Origin of the sequence: Kitasatospora sp. NPDC056181, assembly GCF_042266225.1 — a bacterium.
In the GTDB taxonomy this organism is placed as follows: Bacteria; Actinomycetota; Actinomycetes; order Streptomycetales; family Streptomycetaceae; genus Kitasatospora.
The window spans coordinates 25440-42538 of sequence record NZ_JBHJUK010000073.1 but is presented as its reverse complement, the minus strand read 5'-3'; the positions used below and the strand labels follow the sequence as shown (position 1 = coordinate 42538).

Here is a 17099-nt window from a genome sequence, read left to right as displayed (position 1 = left end):
CTCCATGTGCCGGGTGCGCAGCGCCAGGATCTCCTGGTAGGCGGGCGAGTCGTACCAGGCGCGCACCGCCTCGCGGTCGGGGAACTCGATCACGATCAGGTCCGGCCCCCAGGACCCCTCCACCGCCTCGACCTCGCCCCCGTGGACCAGGAAGCGGCCGCCGAAGGGCTCCAGGGTGGCGTCGACGCGCTCCAGGTACTCGACGATGTCCGGGCCGAACTCGACCGAGTGGACGTGCGCCAGCGCGTAGGCGGTCATGTGCTTCTCCCCCTTGTCGTCCGGGGCTCGCGCCCCGGAACCCGACTGCTCGCGGGACCCCGGCGCTCGGGACCGGAGGGTCCCGGGAGCCTGGTGTCCCGGTGGCCGGACCGTTCCGGCCTGGCTCCGACCGTACGACACCACCGGCGCACCGGAATCAGTCGGGGATAGGTACTCCGCGACCGCCCGCGACCGCCCGCATCCGCCCACCCCTGGCGCCCCGACTAAGCGCTTGCTTAGAATCGCCCTCGTCCGACGTCCAGACAGGGGAGCCGTCATGTTGTCCGCAGAGAACCGTCAGATCCGCCTCGCCCGGCGACCGGTGGGCGAGATCGGGCCCGAGGACTGGGAGCACGTCACCGTGGCCGCCGCGGCGCCCGGCGAGGGCGAGTTCGCCGGCCGCACCCGCTTCATCTCGCTGGACCCGGCCATGCGCGGCTGGCTCGACGACCGGCGCTCCTACCTGCCGCCCGTCGGCCTCGGCGAGGTGATGCGGGCCGGCTCGGTGGTCGAGGTGACCGAGTCCAACCACCCGGGCTTCCGGATCGGCGACCTGGTCGTCGGCACCTTCGGCGTCCAGGAGCACGTGGTCTCCGACGGCAAGGGCACGCTGAAGGTCGACCCGTCCGCCGCCGCACCGTCGACCTTCCTCGGCGCGCTGGGCATGCCCGGCATGACGGCCTACTTCGGGCTGCTGGACGTCGGGGCGCTCAAGGAGGGCGAGACGGTGGTGGTCTCCGGTGCCGCGGGCGCCGTGGGCACGATGGCCGGCCAGATCGCCAAGGCGAAGGGCTGCCGGGTCGTCGGCATCGCCGGCGGGGCCGAGAAGTGCGCGCTGCTGACCGACGAACTGGGCTTCGACGCCGCGATCGACTACCGCACCGAGGACGTCAGGAAGGCACTGCGCACCCACGCCCCGGACGGTGTCGACGTCTACTTCGACAACGTCGGCGGCGAGGTCCTGGAGGCGGCGCTGGCCAACCTGGCGATGCACGCCCGCGTGGTGATCTGCGGTGCCATCAGCCAGTACAACGCCACCGAGGGCGTGCAGGGACCGGCCAACTACCTGTCGCTGCTGGTCTGCCGGGCTCGGATGGAGGGTTTCGTGGTCTTCGACTACGCGCCGCGCTTCACCGAGGCGGCCCGGGAGATCGGCGGCTGGATCGGCTCGGGGAGGATCAAGGTCCTGGAGCACGTGGTCAAGGGCACCGTGGACGACTTCCCGCAGACCCTCCAGATGCTCTTCCGCGGCGAGAACACCGGCAAGCTCGTCCTCGAACTGGTCTGACCGCTTCCTCCCGCGCCGGCCCGCCCTGCCCACCCGGCCCACCCTGTTTGCACGGCCCGCCCGGCCCGCACGGCGACCGGCCCCTCCCCAGCCCCGGGCGGGGCCGCCCCGGGCGGTGCGCGGGCACGACCTCAGACGGTGAGCGGGCCGTCCGAGGGTGCGATCGGCGCGGGGAGGTCGGTAGCGCCGCGCAGGTAGCCGTCGACGGCGGCCGCCACCGCCCGGCCCTCGGCGATCGCCCAGACGATCAGCGACTGGCCGCGCCCCGCGTCGCCCGCGACGAACACGCCGTCCGCCCGGGCGGCGAAGCCCTCGTCGCGGACGAGCCGGCCCTGCCGGTCGGCGGCCAGGCCGAGCTGGCGGGCGAGGCCGCTCCGGCGCCCGGGCCCGTTGAAGCCGAGGGCCAGCAGCGCCAGTTCGGCCGGGACGGTCCGCTCCGTCCCGGGCCGGGGGCTGCGGTCGCCCGGCCGCGCCTCGGCGAACCGGACCGCCGCCAGCCGCCCGTCCGCACCGGCCTCGAACCCGACCGTCACTGCCGCGAACACCCGCGGCTCGGCGGCCGAACCGCCGGCCTCCTCGTGCGAGGTGGTCACCCGGTACACCTTCGGGTGGACGGGCCAGGGCTGGCCGGGTGCGCGGCGGTCGGGCGGCCGCGGGTTGATGTCGAACTGGGTGACGGCGGTGGCACGTTGGCGCAGCGCCGTGCCCAGGCAGTCGGCGGCGGTGTCGCCACCGCCGACGATCACCACACTGCGGCCCTCGGCGCTCACCGGGGAGGCCGGGCAGTCGCCCTCGTCCACCCGGTTGGCCAGGGTCAGGTAGGTGATCGCCTGGTACACCCCGGGCAGCCGGCGGCCGGCCACCGGGAGGTCGCGGCAGGCCGTGGCGCCGATCGCGACGACCATCGCGTCGTGCCGGGCCCGCAGGTCGTCCGCGGACACGTCGCGGCCGACCGCGACCCGGGTGCGGAACCGGGTGCCCTCCGCCGCCATCTGGCCGATCCGCCGGTCCAGGCGGTGCTTCTCCAGCCGGAACGGCGGGATGCCGTACCGCAGCAGCCCGCCGATCCGGTCGGCCCGCTCGTACACCGTGGTGGTGTGGCCGGCCCGGGTCAGCTGCTGGGCCGCGGCCAGGCCGGCCGGGCCCGAACCGACCACGGCCACCCGCAGACCGGTCATCCGCTCCGGCGGCTGCGGCCGGTCGTACCCGTCCTCCCAGGCCCGGTCCGCGATCGCCAGCTCCACGTTCTTGATCGTCACGGCCTCGCCGTCGATCGCCAGCACGCAGGCGCTCTCGCAGGGGGCCGGGCAGAGCCGGCCGGTGAACTCGGGGAAGTTGTTGGTGGCCAGCAGGCGCGAGGCGGCCGCGCCCCAGTCCCGGTGGGCGACCAGCGTGTTCCAGTCGGGGATGACGTTGCCCAACGGGCAGGCGTGGTGGCAGAACGGCAGGCCGCAGTCCATGCAGCGGCCCGCCTGTGTGCTGACGACCGGCAGCAGCGCGCCCTCGCGGTAGACCTCGTTCCAGTCCCCCAGCCGCTCCTGCGGGGCCCGGCGCTCGCGCGGCCGCCGGGGCGTGGTGAAAAAGGCCATGCGGTCGGCCATGGAATCAGCCATCGCGGTCTCCGGCAGGGCGTGCCAACGCGGGTGGCGACGCCGCCGTACCGGGCCGGACGGGCGCGCCCCCGGTCGGCGCATCACCGTGTGGCCACCGTACGCCTGCCGACCGCCCGGCGGGAGGGGGGAACGCTCACCGGGCCCACGGGAGAGGCGGCGGGAGCCCACGGAAGCGGCCGCGGAAGCCGACGGGAGGGGATGCGGGGAAGCGGGCGGGGAGGGCCCCTGCCGGGCCGGTGACCGGGGGCCGCCGACCCGGAGGACCCGGAGCACCACCCGGGCGGGTCAGTCGCGCAGGAAGGCCTCCAAGGCGGTGGCGAAGGCCACCGGCACCTCGTGCATCGGATAGTGGCCGGAGTTGGTGAGGACCTCCAGCTCCGCCTGCGGGTGGTGCGCCAGCCAGGTGCCGCGCATCACCTCGGCCGACAGCGCCGGGTCGTGCTCGCCGACGAAGACCTTGACCGGCAGGGTGCTGCCGGCCACCTTCGCCGCGAAGTCCTGGGTGGTCCAGTCCCGCAGGTAGGCGGCCATGGCCTCCGGGCGGGAGCCGGCCACCGAGCGGGCCGTCATCGCGTCCAGCCAGCGGCCGCAGGCACGGTTCCCGGTGACCAGGTCGAGGATGGCCCGGCGGTTGGCGGCGTGCTCGGGCGCCCCGTGGAAGAGGTCGTACATGCCGCCCTCCAGCGGGAAGGCGCTCGCCGGGACGGGCGTCACCCCGACCAGCTTCCGGACCCGCTGCGGAGCCTCGGCGAGGACGCGCTGCGCCGCCTTGCCGCCCATCGAGTGCCCGACCACGGAGAACTCGCCCCAGCCGAGCTGGTCGGCCAGGGCGAGCGCGTCCGAGGCGATCTCGGCGAGGGTGAACTCACCCTCCACGTCCCGTCGTTCACCGTATCCGCGGTAGTCGAGGAAGGCGTAGCCGAAGGCGTCCCGGTCCAGGTGGTCGAGGAACTGGCCCCACCCGGCGCCGGTTCCGAACCAGTCGTGCAGAACGAGCACCTTCCGTCCGCCGGCCCCGATGGTGCGGTGACTGATCGTCATCCACGGCTCCCTTCTGGCGATGTGACGGCGGTTACCTTCCCATCCGTCCGCGGACTACTCCCGCGCCCGTCGCCCGCGGTGGGGCCAGAACGCCAGACCGACGCCGCAGGCCGCCGCCACCAGCCCCAGCACGGCCACCGGACGGGACCACTCCCCCGCCCCGGTCGGCGCGAAGGCCACCGGCAGGACCAGCAGGGACGCGACGACCGCGGCCACCCCGTGCGCCGGCCCGGTCGTACGCCGGTGCGAGCCGAAGGCGTCGACCAGCAGCAGGTAGCCGGTCAGCAGCACGGCCACCGCCGCGGCCTGCCAGAACGGCGGCTCGCCCAGCGCGGCGAGCGCCACCGCCCCGGCGGGCAGCACCGTGGCGCGGCCCGCCGCCAGCCGGGCCGGCCAGCCGACCGGACGGTGCCGCGGGTCCACCGGCGGCACGGCGCCCGCGGCGGCGAGGGCGCCGGCGATCACCGCGGCGGCCGGACCGAACCGGTCCACCGCGCCGCCCGGATCGTCCACCGGCCCGGCGGCGGCGAGCGCCAGCGCGGCTCCCGTGGCGCGCAGCGCGGCGCGCTCCGCCCAGGGCGGCAGTGTCACGTTCATCGGACTCCTCCCCCGATCCGGCGGCGCAGCAGGGGCGCGAGCGCGAGGTCGAGCGCCTCCCCTGGGGTGTAGCGGGCCACCGGGACGCCCTTGGCCCGCAGGGCCGAGCGCATCGCCTCGCGCTCGGCGTGCCAGAGCCGCAGGGCGAGGGCGTCGATCTCGTCGCCGGGCTCCACCGCCGGCTCGCCGGCCGGGATCTCCACCACGACGAGCGGATTGCCGCGGTCGCGGACCTGCCCGAGCACCTCCAGGATCCGCTGGTCGGCGAGCGAGGTGAACGCGTACACCAGCGCGTGGCCGGGCAGGGCGGGCAGCGGGAGCCGCGGGAGGTCGGTGCCGCGGTGGCGGCGGTCCTGGCGGACCTCCAGCACGCTCTCCACCATCCGGTAGAACTGCCGGTCCCCGGTGCCCGCGGCGAGCCAGCGCAGCTTCCCGCCGACGGCGATCATGCCGACCCGGTCGTGCCGGCGCAGGTAGGCGCGGGTCAGCCCGCCGGCCGCGCGCAGCGTCTCGTCCAGACTGGACAGGCCCGTGGCGGCGTCCCGGAAGTCCGCCAGGGTGTCCAGCAGGACGACCGCGTCGGCGGCCCGCTCGGCGGCGAACTGGTTGATCTGGACGGCGTCGCGGCGGGTGGTCGACGGCCAGTGGATGCGCCGCTGGCGCTCGCCCGGCACGTGCGGGCGCACGCCGACCACCTCGACGCCGGTGCCCTCCTGGACGGTGGTGTGCTCGCCGAGCCGCTCGGGCAGCCGGACCGGGATCGGGGTGAGCCGGGCGGCGCTCGGCACCGGGAAGACGTCCACCTCGCCGAGTTCGGTGCGCACCGTCCGGCGGGTCAGGCCCCCGGCGTCGTAGACGTCGAGGTCGACGGCGCCCAGGGTCCAGCGGCCCCAGCTCCGGGCGCGCAGGACGAGGTCCACCTCGGCCGCGCCGACGGTGAGCGCCTCCAGGGAAACTCCGGGACCGAGGGCGATGGTGGGGTCGAGCGGGCCGATCCGCCCGTCGTGCCGCACGGTGATCCGCACGACGACCGGCTCGCCCTCGAAGCAGCGGCGCGGTTCGGCGGTGCTCTCGGCGGCCAGCCGGGTCGGCCTGCCGTGACCCGGGGCCGCCAGTGCCAACAGGACGGCGGGGCCGGCCGCCAGGGCGAGCAGCCAGGCGTGGCCGGTGGCAAGGGCGGCGACGGTCGCGACGGCGGCCACGGTGAGCAGGCGCAGGGTCTGCTCACCGGCCCGCCAGTGCGGCGAGGGCGGGGAGCTCGGCAGGCCGGCCACGGTGGCCCGGGCGCTGCGGGCCAGCAGCCGGGCGGTGACCCGGTCGGCGACCTGGCCGTCCCTCCGGGCACGGGACCGCTCGGTGGCGGGCCGCTCTCCTGCGGGCGGCTCGATGGCGGGCGGCTCGGTGGAGGGCCGCTCGGTGGAGGGCCGCTCCGTGAAGGGCTTGGCGGCGGGCGTGGAGGGCCGGCCTCCGCTGCCCGCGGGCGCCACGGCCAGCCGCCGCACCGGCCGGCGGCCGGCGGCGGCGCTCTGCGCGGCGAGCCGGCGGGCCCGCTGCCCGTCCGGTGACGCGGGATTCACCGGGCGCCGCCCGGCGAGCGGTCCGCGCCCGTCTCCGCCGCCCGCGGCAGCGTCTGCGGCGCCGGGACGGTGGCGACCAGCCGCGCCAGCACGTCGTCCGCCTCGATCTGGCGCACCCACAACTCCGGCTTCAAGGTGATGCGGTGGGCCAGCGCCGGCACGGCGAGTGCCTTCACGTCCTCCGGCGTCAGGTAGTCGCGGCCCTCCACCATCGCCCGGGCCCGGGCGAGTTGGATCAGCGCGAGCCCGCCGCGGGGCGAGGCACCGACCTGGATCTGCTGGTCACGGCGGGTCGCATCGACCAGCGCGACCACGTACTCGACCAGGTCGTCGTCCACCTCGACCCGCTCCACGGCCGCCCGCATGGCGAGGAGTTCGGCCGGGCTGCTGACCGGCTCCAGGACGGGCTCGGGCACCGACCGGTCCAGCCGGGCCCGGAGCATCGCCGCCTCCAGCCCGGTGGACAGGTAGCCCATCCGCACCCGGAGGAGGAAGCGGTCGAGCTGCGCCTCCGGCAGGGAGTAGGTGCCCTCGTACTCGATCGGGTTGGCGGTGGCGATCACCGCGAACGGCTGCGGGAGCCGGCGGGTGGCACCGTCCACGGAGACCTGCCCCTCGGCCATCGCCTCCAGCAGCGCCGCCTGGGTCTTCGGCGGTGTCCGGTTGATCTCGTCGGCCAGCAGGAGCTGGGTGAAGAGCGGGCCGGGCCTGAAGACCATCTCCCCGCTGCCCCGGTCGTAGAACGGCGCGCCGGTGACGTCCGAGGGCAGCAGGTCGGGGGTGAACTGGATCCGGCGGAAGTCCAGGCCGAGGGTGGTCGCGAAGGAGCGCGCCAACAGGGTCTTGCCGAGCCCGGGCAGGTCCTCGATCAGCACGTGGCCGCCGGCCAGCACGCCGAGCATCACCAGGCGGAGGGCCTCGGGCTTGCCCACCACGGCCCGTTCGATCTCCTCGACCACCGCGCGGGCGCGCTTGCCGGCCTCCTGCGGCGTCAGCGCGGGGACCGGGACGGCGGCGTCGGTCTCGGCGGCCGGGGCGGCGGGGGCCTGGGGAACGGCGGTCATGGCTCTCCTGAAGGGGCTGGCTGAGGTGTCGGTGCCGTGGGGCGGTGCTGCGGGTCGGGCGGTGCTGCGGGTCGGGCGGGGAGGTGGTCCGGGGAGGGTGCTCCGGAACGGTGGCAGGGGGACGGTGCGTACGGCCGGTGGTTCTCCTCGGCTACAGGGATTCGAGCCGGTCGACGAGGGCCAGCAGGACCGGAGCCGGAACGGGCTCGGGCGACGCCGCGGCCTCCGGGTCGATCCAGGGCCAGAGCCGGGGGCCGACCAGCTCGGCGGCCCGGTCGCGGTCGGCGGTCAGCGAGACGCCGTGCGCGTCCGACAGCCGTGCCGCGAACAGCCGTTGGAGCCGGCCGCGCAACGGCTGGCTGTCGCCCTGCGGGTCGAGCCCGTGCCGGACGGTCCAGCGCCAGTCGCCGAGCCCGGGCTCGTGCGCCTCCATCAACCGTGCGCGCTGCCGCAGGCCCTCCGTCCCGACCCCGGCGCCGGCGACGTACCGGCCGGCGACCAGGGCGACGCCGGCCAGCAGGACCGCCCCGGCGCCGGCCGCGGGCGCACCGCCGACCAGCGCGAAGAGGATCTCCGCCAGGACGGCCACCGTGATCAGCTCGATCAGACTGTGCTTGACCGAGCCAGGCTCGGCCACCGCGTCCCGTTCCGCACCCGGGCCGGCCTCGTCCCGCCCCCGCCTGTTCCGGCCGGTGTTCATCCGCGTCCTCCTGCCGGGCCAGTGGTGCCTGTGGCTGTTCCCGCGGCCGTACCTGCGCCCGTGCCCGCGGCTGTTCCCGCGGCCGGGACGGGCTCGGACGGCGCCTGTGCCCGGGCCGCGAGGTGGGCCGCGATCGCGTCCAACGCGTCCTGTGCCCGGCGCACGTGGCCGTCGCCCATCGGGTGGGTCGAGTAACGCGCCTCCCGGAACAGCCCGGTGAGCGCCTCCGCGGAACCGCGGTCCACGTGGTCGTCGGCCACCGCGCGCTCCAGCAGTTCGGTCGGGCTGTCGCAGGCCCGCCGGGCCGTGCCGGAGGCCGCCAACGAGCCCTCCATCGCGGCGTAGCAGGCGATCACCGCCGCCCGCGCGTCATCGCCGGAAAGCGCCCGGCGACCGGTGGCCACGGCGGCCGCGAGTACCTCCTCGGGCCGCGCGGGGGCGGCGGGCAGCGGCGCGGGCAGCCGGTTGCGGGAGATGCGCAGGCGCCGCCAGACCTGGACGAGGAGGATCACGAAGGCGACCGCCACCGCGATGACCAACCCACCGATCACCACCGCGACGAGGGCCTTGAGCAGGCCCCCGGAGCTCGGGTCCGTCGGCACCGGCGGCGGCGTTGGCGGGCGCGAGGAGCTCGGCAGTGCCTCCAGGGGCAACTTCGCCGTCTCGGCCGGCCTGTGGAGCCCTTGGCGGAAGGCGAACAGCAGCAACGGCACCGCGACGGCGGCCCCGGGCAGGAGCACCATGGCAGCCTCCCGCAGTCGCTCGGCCCACGGCGTCGGTCCGGCCAGATGCCGGACCTCCTCGCGGAACCTCACCGCGAACCGGCCGACGAGCACCGCCCAGCCCACGGCCAGCAGCACCACCATCCCGACGGGCCCGACCAACCCGGTCGTGGCCGTGCCGAGCAGCCCGCCGTCCGGGCGCAACGTCGCTGCGGCAGCCAACAGCCCGGCTCCCACCAGGAGGACGACCATGGTCCGCCCACCCGGCCCTCGTCCGGCCCGCCCGGCCCCGCCCGACGGCTCCTCGCCGCCCATGCGGCCACCCCCCGGTCCCTCCGCCGCGTGAATGATCACGCGCGAGGGTGCAGCGTCGCACACCAACTGTCACAGTGTCATCCCCCCGAAAGGGGGGAGACGAGGTGGGCGGGCGGAGTCGGCGGCGGGACGCCCGTGGCCGGCTCACCGGGCCGCCGGGGGTGGGGTGGGGCCGCGCGGGCAGGGCGGGGTCGGGTGGTCAGCCTCGCGGGAGCACCAGGGACTGGACCGCGGGGAGCTTGCGCCAGTCGCTGGAGACGATGCTCGCGTGGGCCCGGGCGAGCTGTTCGGCGCGGGCGCGGGCCTGCTCGGCCGTCGGGTCGGTGGCGCTGATCGCGGGGGCGACGTTGTGGGCGTCGGTCATCGTCAGCAGGTAGTGCCGGCTGTCGTACCAGGACGTGTCGATCCCGCCGGTGTACGCGGCGGCGTCGCCGTCGAAGACGACGAACCAGGGGCGGATGGCCGTCTCCGCGTACTGGGTGCGCGGGTCGCCGGCCGCGGCGCCGAGGACGGCCGGGAAGACCTGGGCGTCACCGATCCGGCCGGCCGCGGCGAGGTCGCGCAGGTGGCGGCCGTACTCGACGTCGGTGTGCAGGGTGTCGAACGGGTTGCCCAGCTCGAAGGTGCCGGGGATGACGTACACCAGCACCCGCCCGGCGAGCGCCGCGCGGGTCGGCCAGTTGCCCGCGCGGGCGGCCTCGTCGGCGGTCGCGTACGAGCCCCCGCCGGGCTTGGCGAGCAGGTCGGCGGGGCGGAAGGCGGCGGGGCCGAGGTGTGCGGCGATCAGCGAGTCGAGCTGGGCGGGGCCCATGCCGCGGTTGCCGGCGAAGCCGCCCTTCAGCTCCAGCTTGACCACCAGCGGGCCGGCCCCGGGGTGGGCCCCGAGCCAGATCCGGACGTCGTCGAGGCAGGTCTCCAGGTTCTTGTTGGTGCCGCCGGTGTAGAGCTGCGCGGGGGTGCCGGCGGCGGCACAGTTGTTGGCGTTGCCCAGCGGGTTGGAGTGGCTGACCTTCCACTCCTTGGTGACGGTGTCCGTCCAGGCGTCCAGCTCGATCATGCCGGTGCCGGTGTCCAGGCCCTGGGCGAGGCGGCCGAACGCGGCCGGGTCGTAGGTGTTGTGGATGCCGACCGTGGTGGCCGAGCCGAACGGGAGGTCGCCGGGCCCGCTCGCGTCGGCCACCGGGGCCGGCAGGAGGGCGGTGGCGGCTGCGGCGAGCAGACCGGTGGCGATGATGCCGGCGAGGGCGCGGCGTACGGTCACGGTGGCTTGTCCCCTTGTCAGAACGCGTGTGGCTGCGTGTCAGAACGCGTGCGGTTGTCCCGGAACGCGTGCGGCGGTCGTCCTCGGACGATGCCCGGCCCGGGCGACCCTCACATGAAGCGGGCACAACAACTCCGTAACGCCGACGGGACAACTACGACCGCCGGACGACCGGCCCGCCGCGGGCCGGAGCCCCCGCCGGTGCGGGCGCGCCCTCGACAACCTGCCGGCCGGACCGCTCCTGACCGACCCGCAGCAGTGGACGGGGGCGACGGATGCGACCTCCGTGTGGTAGACCCTTGCGCTGACACCGGGGCCACCGGTGCGGGCCCCCGGACCGCCGACACGGCGCGGCGGGCCATGACCTGACATCGGGGGATGCCATGACACTTCGCCGTACGCTGACCAGATCCCTGGCCGCCGCCACCGTCGCGGTGCTCGCCGCGGCCTGTGGCAGCACAGCAGGCCCGTCGGCCGCCACCACCGGCGACGCCGCCGGCAGCGGCACCACCGCCGCCGGATCCACCTCCGGCGGCGCCACCGTCCCCGGCCCGGGCCGGAGCGAGAGCGCCCCGCCCCCTCCGCCGACGGCGCCCGGCCGGACCGTTCCGACCGCGCGGGGGCAGGTGCTCCACGGGGTCACCGTCGACACCGGTTTCACCGCCCAGGTGGTCAGCGCCAACACCAGCGCCGCGCTGCCGGGCATCGCCGCCCCCACCGGAAGGACCACGCTGCTGGTCCGACTCAAGGTCGCCTCGGACCCGGCCGACCGGACGGTCAACGCCCCGAACCACCAGGCCCTCGTCGTCAAGTTCCCGGGCTGCGACCCGCTCCGGGACTGCTTCACCGCCGACGACGGGGCTCGGGCCGTCCCCGAGGGCGACGTCCGGGAGGGCGTCCACATGAACAGCGTGCCCGACTGGTTCGGCAAACTGGACGCCAACACGGCCTACTACAAGTACGTCTGGCAGTTCGTCCCCGAGGGCGCCGACCTCTCGGCCGCCCAGCTCTGTTCGAAGCGGATCGGCAACCAGCAGGACGTCTGTGTCCCGCTCGGCCCGGTGGAACCCTTGAACGGCCAGGTCGACCGCGCCGATCTGGAGTCGCGCTGACCGGTCGTTCCCGACGGACACCGCGTCGGGACGTCGCCGGCCGGGCGGCGGAACACGGTGACGAACATCCGCGGTGCACAGGAACCTGTGGCGGGGCGGCGGTCAAAACCGGATGGCGGGTCCCGCGCCGGCCTGCGAGGATCTCCGGATGATGATCTTCGCCGACGATCTCGGCCACCTCTCCCACACCGTCACCGGCGACGGGCCGCCCGTGGTCCTCGTCCACGCCGGCATCGCCGATCACCGGATGTGGGACGCGATCGTGCCCGCCCTCGCGGAGCGGCACACGGTCATCCGGTACGACCTGCGCGGCTTCGGTGAATCCGCGCCCCCGACCGGCCCGTTCAGCGAGGCCGACGACCTGCGCCGTCTCCTGGACCACCTCGGCCACGAGCGTGTCCGGCTCGTCGGCGCCTCCTGGGGCGGCCGCGTGGCCGTGGAGTTCGCGCTCGCCCACCCGGACCGGGTGCACTCCCTCGTCCTGCTCTCCCCGCCGTGGCCGGGATACCACTGGTCCGCGGACATGATCGCCTACGACGAGGCCGAGACCGCGGCCCTGGAGGCGGGGAACCTCGACGAGGCCGTCCAGGTGAACCTGGACATGTGGGTGCGCGGACCGGCCCGCACCTGGGACGCGGTGGACCCGGCACTGGCCGACCGGCTCCGCGGGCCGGTCCGGACGTCACTGGCGAACCAGGACGTCGTGGGGACGTACTCCCAGGGCGTCACGGACGGCGACGTCGCCACGATCGCCGCCCCCACCCTGGTCGGGATCGGGCGCCTCGACGTCCCCGACTTCCAGGACATCAGCCGCCGGTACGCCGACGCCGTCCCCGGCGCCGCCCTGGTCGAGTTCCCCTCCGCGGCCCACCTCATCGCCCTGGACGCGCCCACCGAACTCGTCGCCGCGCTGCTCCCGTTCCTCGCCCGCTAGGAACCCGTGCACGGGGCCCCGTGCTGGGGCCCTGTGCTGGGGCTCCGGGCACCGGCCCCGGTCACCGACCCCGGCCGCCCGCCCACGACGGCCGTGAGGGCGGGTCAGGTATCAGTGCGCGGCAGGTGGCCGGGGAGGTCGGTGAGCCGTTCGATGCGGCGGACCGTCGCGTCCGCCGTCGGCGACGGTCCACCGGTGACGAAGTCGACGCCGCGGTCCAGCCAGATGCCGGTGAGCCCGGCGAGGGCGGCTGCGTTCACATCGCTCTCCAGCATGTCGCCCACGTTGACCGCCCGCGCGGGGTCCGTCCGCATCCACCGGCAGGCGGCGGCGTAGGCGGCGGGCTTGGACGCACCGAGCTCGGTCGGGGTCAGCACGGCTTCGAAGTATTCGAGGAGGCCGAACCGGGCGAGCTTGGCGCGCTGCTGCCCGGGGTCCCCGTTGGTGAGGACAGCCAGACGCGGACCCCGGGCGAGCCGCTTCAGGGCCTCCAGGCACGGCCGGACATCGGGGTAGCACCGCCAGGACTCCTCGAACACGGCGAGGTAGCGCTCGGCGATCCAGGCGTCCAGGAGGCCGGGATCCTCGGGAACCGGCTCGCCGAGCGCCGGCAGGAACGAACGGAGCCTGCGCCGGTGGTGCTCGGCGAAGGAACACCCGCCGGCCAGGTACTCCCGCATGTGGCGCGCCTCCAGCGTCCACCACAACGCCGCCAGCTCCTCCGGTGGAGCCGTCGCGTCGGGCGCGTCCCGGACGATCCGGCCGATCGTTTCGAAGACCGCGCCTCGGTGGTCGACCAGGGTGCCGTCCAGATCGAAGAAGATCACATCTGCCATGGGGTGATCCTCTCCTGACGCCTCTTCCCGGCACCAGGGCCAGCCCTCGCGAGCCTCCGCGGGGACGGCTGCCCGAGCGCGACGCCGCACCGCTTCCGTCTTCTCCGGCCCTCTTCTCCGGCCCGTCGTCCTCCGTCCGCGGCCCCGCCGCCCGGTTGCCCGGCTGCCCGCTTACCGTCCGGGAGTGCCGCTCCCCCGCCGAAGTGCCGGAAGGGACGGGCCCGTCCGGGTCCTCGTTGATAATGGCCTCATGATCGACAGGCAGCTGCGGGTGGTACTGGCCGAGGACTCCGTCATCCTGCGGGAGGGGATGGTCGAGCTGCTCGCGGCCCGGGGGTGCGAGGTGGTGGCCGCGACCGGGACGGCGCCGGAACTGCTCGCCGCGGTGGCCGGGCACCGGCCCGACGTCGCAGTGGTGGACATCCGGATGCCGCCCACGCACACCGACGAGGGCATCCGCGCGGCCGTCGAACTCCGGGCGACCGCACCCGAGGTGGGCATCCTGGTCTTCTCGCAGCACGTCGAGACCGCCTGGGCGTCGCGGCTGCTCGCGGGCGGTGCGGCGGGAGTCGGGTACCTGCTGAAGGAACGGGTGGCCCGGACGTCGGAGTTCGTGGACGCGCTGCACCGGGTCGCGGACGGCGGGACGGCGCTGGACCCGGAGGTCGTGACCCGGCTGATGCAGGGCGGCCGGCGCGGCCGGGTGGACGGGCTGACGCCGCGCGAGCGGGAGGTGCTGGAGCTGATGGCTCAGGGGCACTCCAACCGCTCGATCGCGGCGCGGCTGGTGGTGTCGGAGCGGGCGGTGGAGAAGCACGTCGCCGCCGTGTTCACCAAGTTCGACCTACCGGCCACGGAGACGGACAACCGCCGGGTGAAGGCGGTGCTCACCTACCTCTCCGAGACGTCCGGTTGAGGGTCTGGTTGACGATCGGTTGACGATCGGTTGACGATCGGATTGAGAGTTTGATTGACGATCCGTCAGATTCGGCTCGGCAGTTCGACGGTGACGACGGTGGGCCCGCCGACCGGGCTCTCCAGCCGCAGCACGCCGTCCACGGCGGCGAGCCGCTCGGTCAGCCCGGCCAGGCCGGTCCCGCCGGACGCGCCCACGCCGGGGGCCGGCCCCCCGATCACCGCCCCGCCGCGGCCGTCGTCGCGCACCGTGATCCGGACCCGGCCGTCGGCCGCCGTCGCCGACAGCTCCGCCGTCCGCGCGCCGCTGTGCTTGGCGAGGTTGGTGAGCAGCTCGGCCGCGCAGAAGTAGACGGCCTGTTCGATCGCCGGGTCCGGCCGCTCGCGCAGGTCGACGCGGACGGCGACCGGGACGGGTGAGGTGCCGGCCAGCCCGGGCAGGGCCTCCCCGAGGCCGCCGTCCAGCGCCACCGGGTGGATGCCCCGGGTGACCCGGCGCAGTCCGGTGATGGTGTCGTCGGTCTGGCCGCGGGCGCGGTCGACCAGGGCGCGCAGGCGGGCGAGGTCCGGGCTCCCGGGGGCGGCGCCGGGGTCGAGTGCGTCGTCGGCCAGCGACAGGGTGATGGCGAGCGCGACCAACTGGGCCTGGGTGCCGTCGTGCAGGTCGCGTTCCAGGCGGCGCAGCCGGTCGGTGTTGTCGGCGAGGAGCGTCGCGCGGGCGGATTCGAGGGCGCGCACGCGCTGTTGGGCGCGGGCCGGGCCGAGCAGCAGCCGGGCGAGGTTCCGGTTGGCCGCGCCGAGTGCACGGTTGGCGGGCGGGGCGGCGGCCAGGACGGCGAGGCCGAGCAGGACGGCGACCGCGTCCAGCCGGCCGGCGGGCCGCTCACCCGGCTCCAGCAGCCGTACCCAGAGCGGGAACCCGAGCAGCCAGCCGCAGCCGAGCGGCAGGACGACGGCGGCGGCGAAGCCGAGCAGTCCGAGCGGCAGGCGGATCAGCAGGTAGAGCAGCGACCGCCAGGCGACCGGGTCCGCCAGGACGGCGCGGCCGCGGGCGAACGCGCCGTCCGGCCTCGGTGCCGGGAGTGGGGGTTCGACGTGCTCCCCCAGCAGCCGGCCCACCAGTCGGCGGTGGAGCCCGCCGAGGCCGCGCGCGCCGGCCAGCGCGGCGACCACGAACGGGAGGCCGAGGACGGTGAGCGAGAACAGCGTCCCGGCGTAGAGGACGGCGAGCGCGTAGGCGCCGCCGAGGACGGCGGCCGGCATGCCCGCGACGGCGAAGAGCAGTTCGCCGCCGCGGACGGCGAAGTACCGCCGTACCCCGGAGGGCGGCCGTACCCCGGAGGGCGGCTTGGTTCCCGGGGACAGCCGTACCCCGGTGGGCGGCCGTACCCCGGCGGGCCGCCGCGACGCGTCACGGGCCCGGTCAGCCACGCTCGCCGCCGGCCAGCTCGGCGGCCGGGCCGGTGATGGCGCGCAGGCCGGTGCCCAGGATGCCGGGTACGGTCAGCGCGGCCGCACCGGCCACGATCCAGCCGCAGGCGGCCACCGGGACGGCCGGCGCGGCGGATCCGGTGACGGCCGTGCTGAAGGCGGCCGAGGCGACGGCGGCGATCGCCGCGCCCAGCAGCACGCCCACCGCCGTGGTGAGCACCGCCTCGGCGGTGAGCATCCGCAGCAGCTGGCGCCGGGTGGCGCCGACCAGCCGGAGCAGTGCGAACTCGCGGCGGCGGTCGGCGGTCAGGGCGACCAGGGTGTTGACGGTGGAGACGGCGGCGAAGCAGACCAGCATGGCCAACTCCGCCTGGCGCAACCAGACGTCGGTCGCGGAGGTCACGGACGTCACGGTGGCGGCGGACCCGGGGAGGGCGCGGGCCACCGCTTGCTCGGCGATGCTTGTCATGATCGACATCGTGCCCGACACCCCGGTCAGGAGCGCAACCGGCACCACGGCGGCCGAGAGCCGGTGCGCGTAGCCGCGCAGGTTGGCGTCGGCCAGCCAGCCCGAGCGGGGGGCCGCCCACCGCACCGGCGCACCCAGCGCGGTGGCCAGTACCCGGGCCGCGAGCGGTCCCAGCAGGGCGACGGCGGCCAGCAGCACCAGCGAGGCGAGCATGGCCGCCTGTCCGGCCTTGTCGAGCTGGTCGGCCGGCCGGGTGGCCGCGAGCCGCAGCAGCAGCGCGCCGCCGGTCAGGGCTCCGGCGCCGGCCAGCAGCCGCACGACGCCGGTCCGGCCGTGCCCGGTAGAACCGGCGGTGAGCGCGGCGGCCGGCGGGATCCGGGTGATCCGCCGGGCCGCGACGGCGGTCGCCACCAGGCCGACCAGCAGCGCGGCGGCGAGCGCCACCAGCATCGGCAGCGGTGTGCCCGGGACCCGGACGGTGGGCGCGGCCATCCCGCGCTCCTGGAGGGCGGCGAGGAAGCGGCGCGCGGCGAACGCGCCGACCGCCCAGCCGGGCCCGGCCGCCAGCAGCGTGGTCGCGACCACCTGGCCGCGCACCAGCCGGCGGACCTGCCGGGGCGTGGCGGCGACGGTCCGCAGCAGTGCCAGCTCCCGGTGCTGCTGGCGCAGCGCGAAGCCGAGCGCGTTGACCACCACGAAGAAGGCCACCAGTACGGCGATCTCGCCGAACGCGCCCGCGATCACCATCAGCCCCGGCCCGGCGGGCGCCTTGCGCACTGCGGCGGGCGCGGTGACCTCGGCGGCGAACAGCGAGCCGAAGAGGGTCACCGTGGCGACGGCGAGGAAGAGCGCCACGGCCAGCCCCGCGAACGCGGCGGGTCGTCGGCGGAGCTGCCCGAGCACGAGCGCGGGCACCGGACGGCCGGCGGCGCGGAAGCCGAGGTCGGAGCCGGAGCCAGGGGCGGA

Annotated in this window: 16 protein-coding genes; 4 read left to right on the top strand and 12 right to left on the bottom strand. The window is 75.8% G+C overall.

What is annotated here, in order from left to right:
• Positions 1-258, bottom strand: a 258-nt coding sequence (locus ACFC1F_RS25410) for a DUF1330 domain-containing protein (protein ID WP_376161556.1), incomplete at its 3' end; no start/stop codon positions are given.
• Between the two features lie 277 nt (positions 259-535).
• On the opposite strand from ACFC1F_RS25410, the gene ACFC1F_RS25405 reads away from it, so the two are divergent.
• Positions 536-1546, top strand: coding sequence for an NADP-dependent oxidoreductase (locus ACFC1F_RS25405; protein ID WP_376161554.1), 1011 nt, complete (start codon positions 536-538; stop codon positions 1544-1546).
• Positions 1547-1677: 131 nt separating this feature from the next.
• Here the strand turns inward: ACFC1F_RS25405 and ACFC1F_RS25400 are convergent, their stop codons facing one another.
• The 8 genes from ACFC1F_RS25400 to ACFC1F_RS25365 form a co-directional block, all read right to left on the bottom strand.
• Positions 1678-3147 (bottom strand): glutamate synthase subunit beta, encoded by a 1470-nt coding sequence (locus ACFC1F_RS25400; protein ID WP_376161560.1) that lies wholly within the window; start codon positions 3145-3147, stop codon positions 1678-1680.
• Positions 3148-3444: 297 nt separating this feature from the next.
• Positions 3445-4200: an alpha/beta fold hydrolase gene (locus ACFC1F_RS25395; RefSeq protein WP_376161552.1), complete on the bottom strand. Its 756-nt coding sequence runs from the start codon at positions 4198-4200 to the stop codon at positions 3445-3447.
• Between the two features lie 54 nt (positions 4201-4254).
• The gene (locus ACFC1F_RS25390) at positions 4255-4797 is read right to left on the bottom strand and encodes a hypothetical protein (protein ID WP_376161550.1); all 543 of its coding nucleotides are present in this window, start codon (positions 4795-4797) and stop codon (positions 4255-4257) included.
• Positions 4794-6374 (bottom strand): DUF58 domain-containing protein, encoded by a 1581-nt coding sequence (locus ACFC1F_RS25385; RefSeq protein ID WP_376161548.1) that lies wholly within the window; start codon positions 6372-6374, stop codon positions 4794-4796. Before ACFC1F_RS25385 ends, ACFC1F_RS25390 begins: the two co-directional genes overlap by 4 nt.
• On the bottom strand, positions 6371-7438 hold the full coding sequence (locus tag ACFC1F_RS25380) for an AAA family ATPase (RefSeq protein ID WP_376161546.1): 1068 nt from the start codon (positions 7436-7438) through the stop codon (positions 6371-6373). Before ACFC1F_RS25380 ends, ACFC1F_RS25385 begins: the two co-directional genes overlap by 4 nt.
• Before the next feature lie 151 nt (positions 7439-7589).
• Positions 7590-8138, bottom strand: a complete 549-nt coding sequence (locus ACFC1F_RS25375) for a hypothetical protein (protein WP_376161544.1) — start codon at positions 8136-8138, stop codon at positions 7590-7592.
• The gene (locus ACFC1F_RS25370; RefSeq protein ID WP_376161543.1) at positions 8135-9112 is read right to left on the bottom strand and encodes a DUF4129 domain-containing protein; all 978 of its coding nucleotides are present in this window, start codon (positions 9110-9112) and stop codon (positions 8135-8137) included. Before ACFC1F_RS25370 ends, ACFC1F_RS25375 begins: the two co-directional genes overlap by 4 nt.
• Before the next feature lie 262 nt (positions 9113-9374).
• A complete protein-coding gene (locus ACFC1F_RS25365; protein ID WP_376161541.1) occupies positions 9375-10436 on the bottom strand; it encodes a phosphatidylinositol-specific phospholipase C domain-containing protein in 1062 nt (353 codons plus the stop codon).
• A gap of 383 nt (positions 10437-10819) precedes the next feature.
• Here ACFC1F_RS25365 and ACFC1F_RS25360 point away from each other — a divergent pair, with 383 nt between their 5' ends.
• Together ACFC1F_RS25360 and ACFC1F_RS25355 are read left to right on the top strand one after the other, a co-directional pair.
• Positions 10820-11548, top strand: a complete 729-nt coding sequence (locus tag ACFC1F_RS25360) for a hypothetical protein (protein WP_376161539.1) — start codon at positions 10820-10822, stop codon at positions 11546-11548.
• A 148-nt stretch (positions 11549-11696) separates the two neighbouring features.
• Positions 11697-12482: an alpha/beta fold hydrolase gene (locus tag ACFC1F_RS25355; protein ID WP_376161537.1), complete on the top strand. Its 786-nt coding sequence runs from the start codon at positions 11697-11699 to the stop codon at positions 12480-12482.
• A 104-nt stretch (positions 12483-12586) separates the two neighbouring features.
• Here ACFC1F_RS25355 and ACFC1F_RS25350 read toward each other — a convergent pair whose 3' ends face one another.
• Entirely contained in the window at positions 12587-13318 is a 732-nt protein-coding gene (locus ACFC1F_RS25350) for an HAD family hydrolase (protein ID WP_376161535.1), read from the bottom strand.
• A gap of 250 nt (positions 13319-13568) precedes the next feature.
• Between ACFC1F_RS25350 and ACFC1F_RS25345 the strand changes: the two genes are divergently transcribed.
• Positions 13569-14234 (top strand): response regulator, encoded by a 666-nt coding sequence (locus ACFC1F_RS25345; RefSeq protein ID WP_376161533.1) that lies wholly within the window; start codon positions 13569-13571, stop codon positions 14232-14234.
• A 65-nt stretch (positions 14235-14299) separates the two neighbouring features.
• On the opposite strand, the gene ACFC1F_RS25340 is transcribed toward ACFC1F_RS25345, so the two are convergent.
• Together ACFC1F_RS25340 and ACFC1F_RS25335 are read right to left on the bottom strand one after the other, a co-directional pair.
• Complete coding sequence (locus ACFC1F_RS25340) at positions 14300-15664, bottom strand: sensor histidine kinase (RefSeq protein WP_376161531.1); 1365 nt, start codon at positions 15662-15664, stop codon at positions 14300-14302.
• Entirely contained in the window at positions 15657-17048 is a 1392-nt protein-coding gene (locus ACFC1F_RS25335; protein ID WP_376161558.1) for an FtsX-like permease family protein, read from the bottom strand. Before ACFC1F_RS25335 ends, ACFC1F_RS25340 begins: the two co-directional genes overlap by 8 nt.
• Positions 17049-17099 lie beyond the last annotated feature (51 nt).

Bases quoted from the DNA above. Each gene is read 5' to 3' on its own strand.
- ACFC1F_RS25400 (WP_376161560.1), bottom strand. From the start codon at position 3,147: ATGGCCGACCGCATGGCCTTTTTCACCACGCCCCGGCGGCCGCGCGAG.
- ACFC1F_RS25345 (WP_376161533.1), top strand. From the start codon at position 13,569: ATGATCGACAGGCAGCTGCGGGTGGTACTGGCCGAGGACTCCGTCATC.
- ACFC1F_RS25355 (WP_376161537.1), top strand. From the start codon at position 11,697: ATGATGATCTTCGCCGACGATCTCGGCCACCTCTCCCACACCGTCACC.
- ACFC1F_RS25380 (WP_376161546.1), bottom strand. From the start codon at position 7,438: ATGACCGCCGTTCCCCAGGCCCCCGCCGCCCCGGCCGCCGAGACCGAC.
- ACFC1F_RS25405 (WP_376161554.1), top strand. From the start codon at position 536: ATGTTGTCCGCAGAGAACCGTCAGATCCGCCTCGCCCGGCGACCGGTG.
- ACFC1F_RS25350 (WP_376161535.1), bottom strand. From the start codon at position 13,318: ATGGCAGATGTGATCTTCTTCGATCTGGACGGCACCCTGGTCGACCAC.
- ACFC1F_RS25390 (WP_376161550.1), bottom strand. From the start codon at position 4,797: ATGAACGTGACACTGCCGCCCTGGGCGGAGCGCGCCGCGCTGCGCGCC.
- ACFC1F_RS25360 (WP_376161539.1), top strand. From the start codon at position 10,820: ATGACACTTCGCCGTACGCTGACCAGATCCCTGGCCGCCGCCACCGTC.
- ACFC1F_RS25395 (WP_376161552.1), bottom strand. From the start codon at position 4,200: ATGACGATCAGTCACCGCACCATCGGGGCCGGCGGACGGAAGGTGCTC.
- ACFC1F_RS25375 (WP_376161544.1), bottom strand. From the start codon at position 8,138: ATGAACACCGGCCGGAACAGGCGGGGGCGGGACGAGGCCGGCCCGGGT.
- ACFC1F_RS25370 (WP_376161543.1), bottom strand. From the start codon at position 9,112: ATGGTCGTCCTCCTGGTGGGAGCCGGGCTGTTGGCTGCCGCAGCGACG.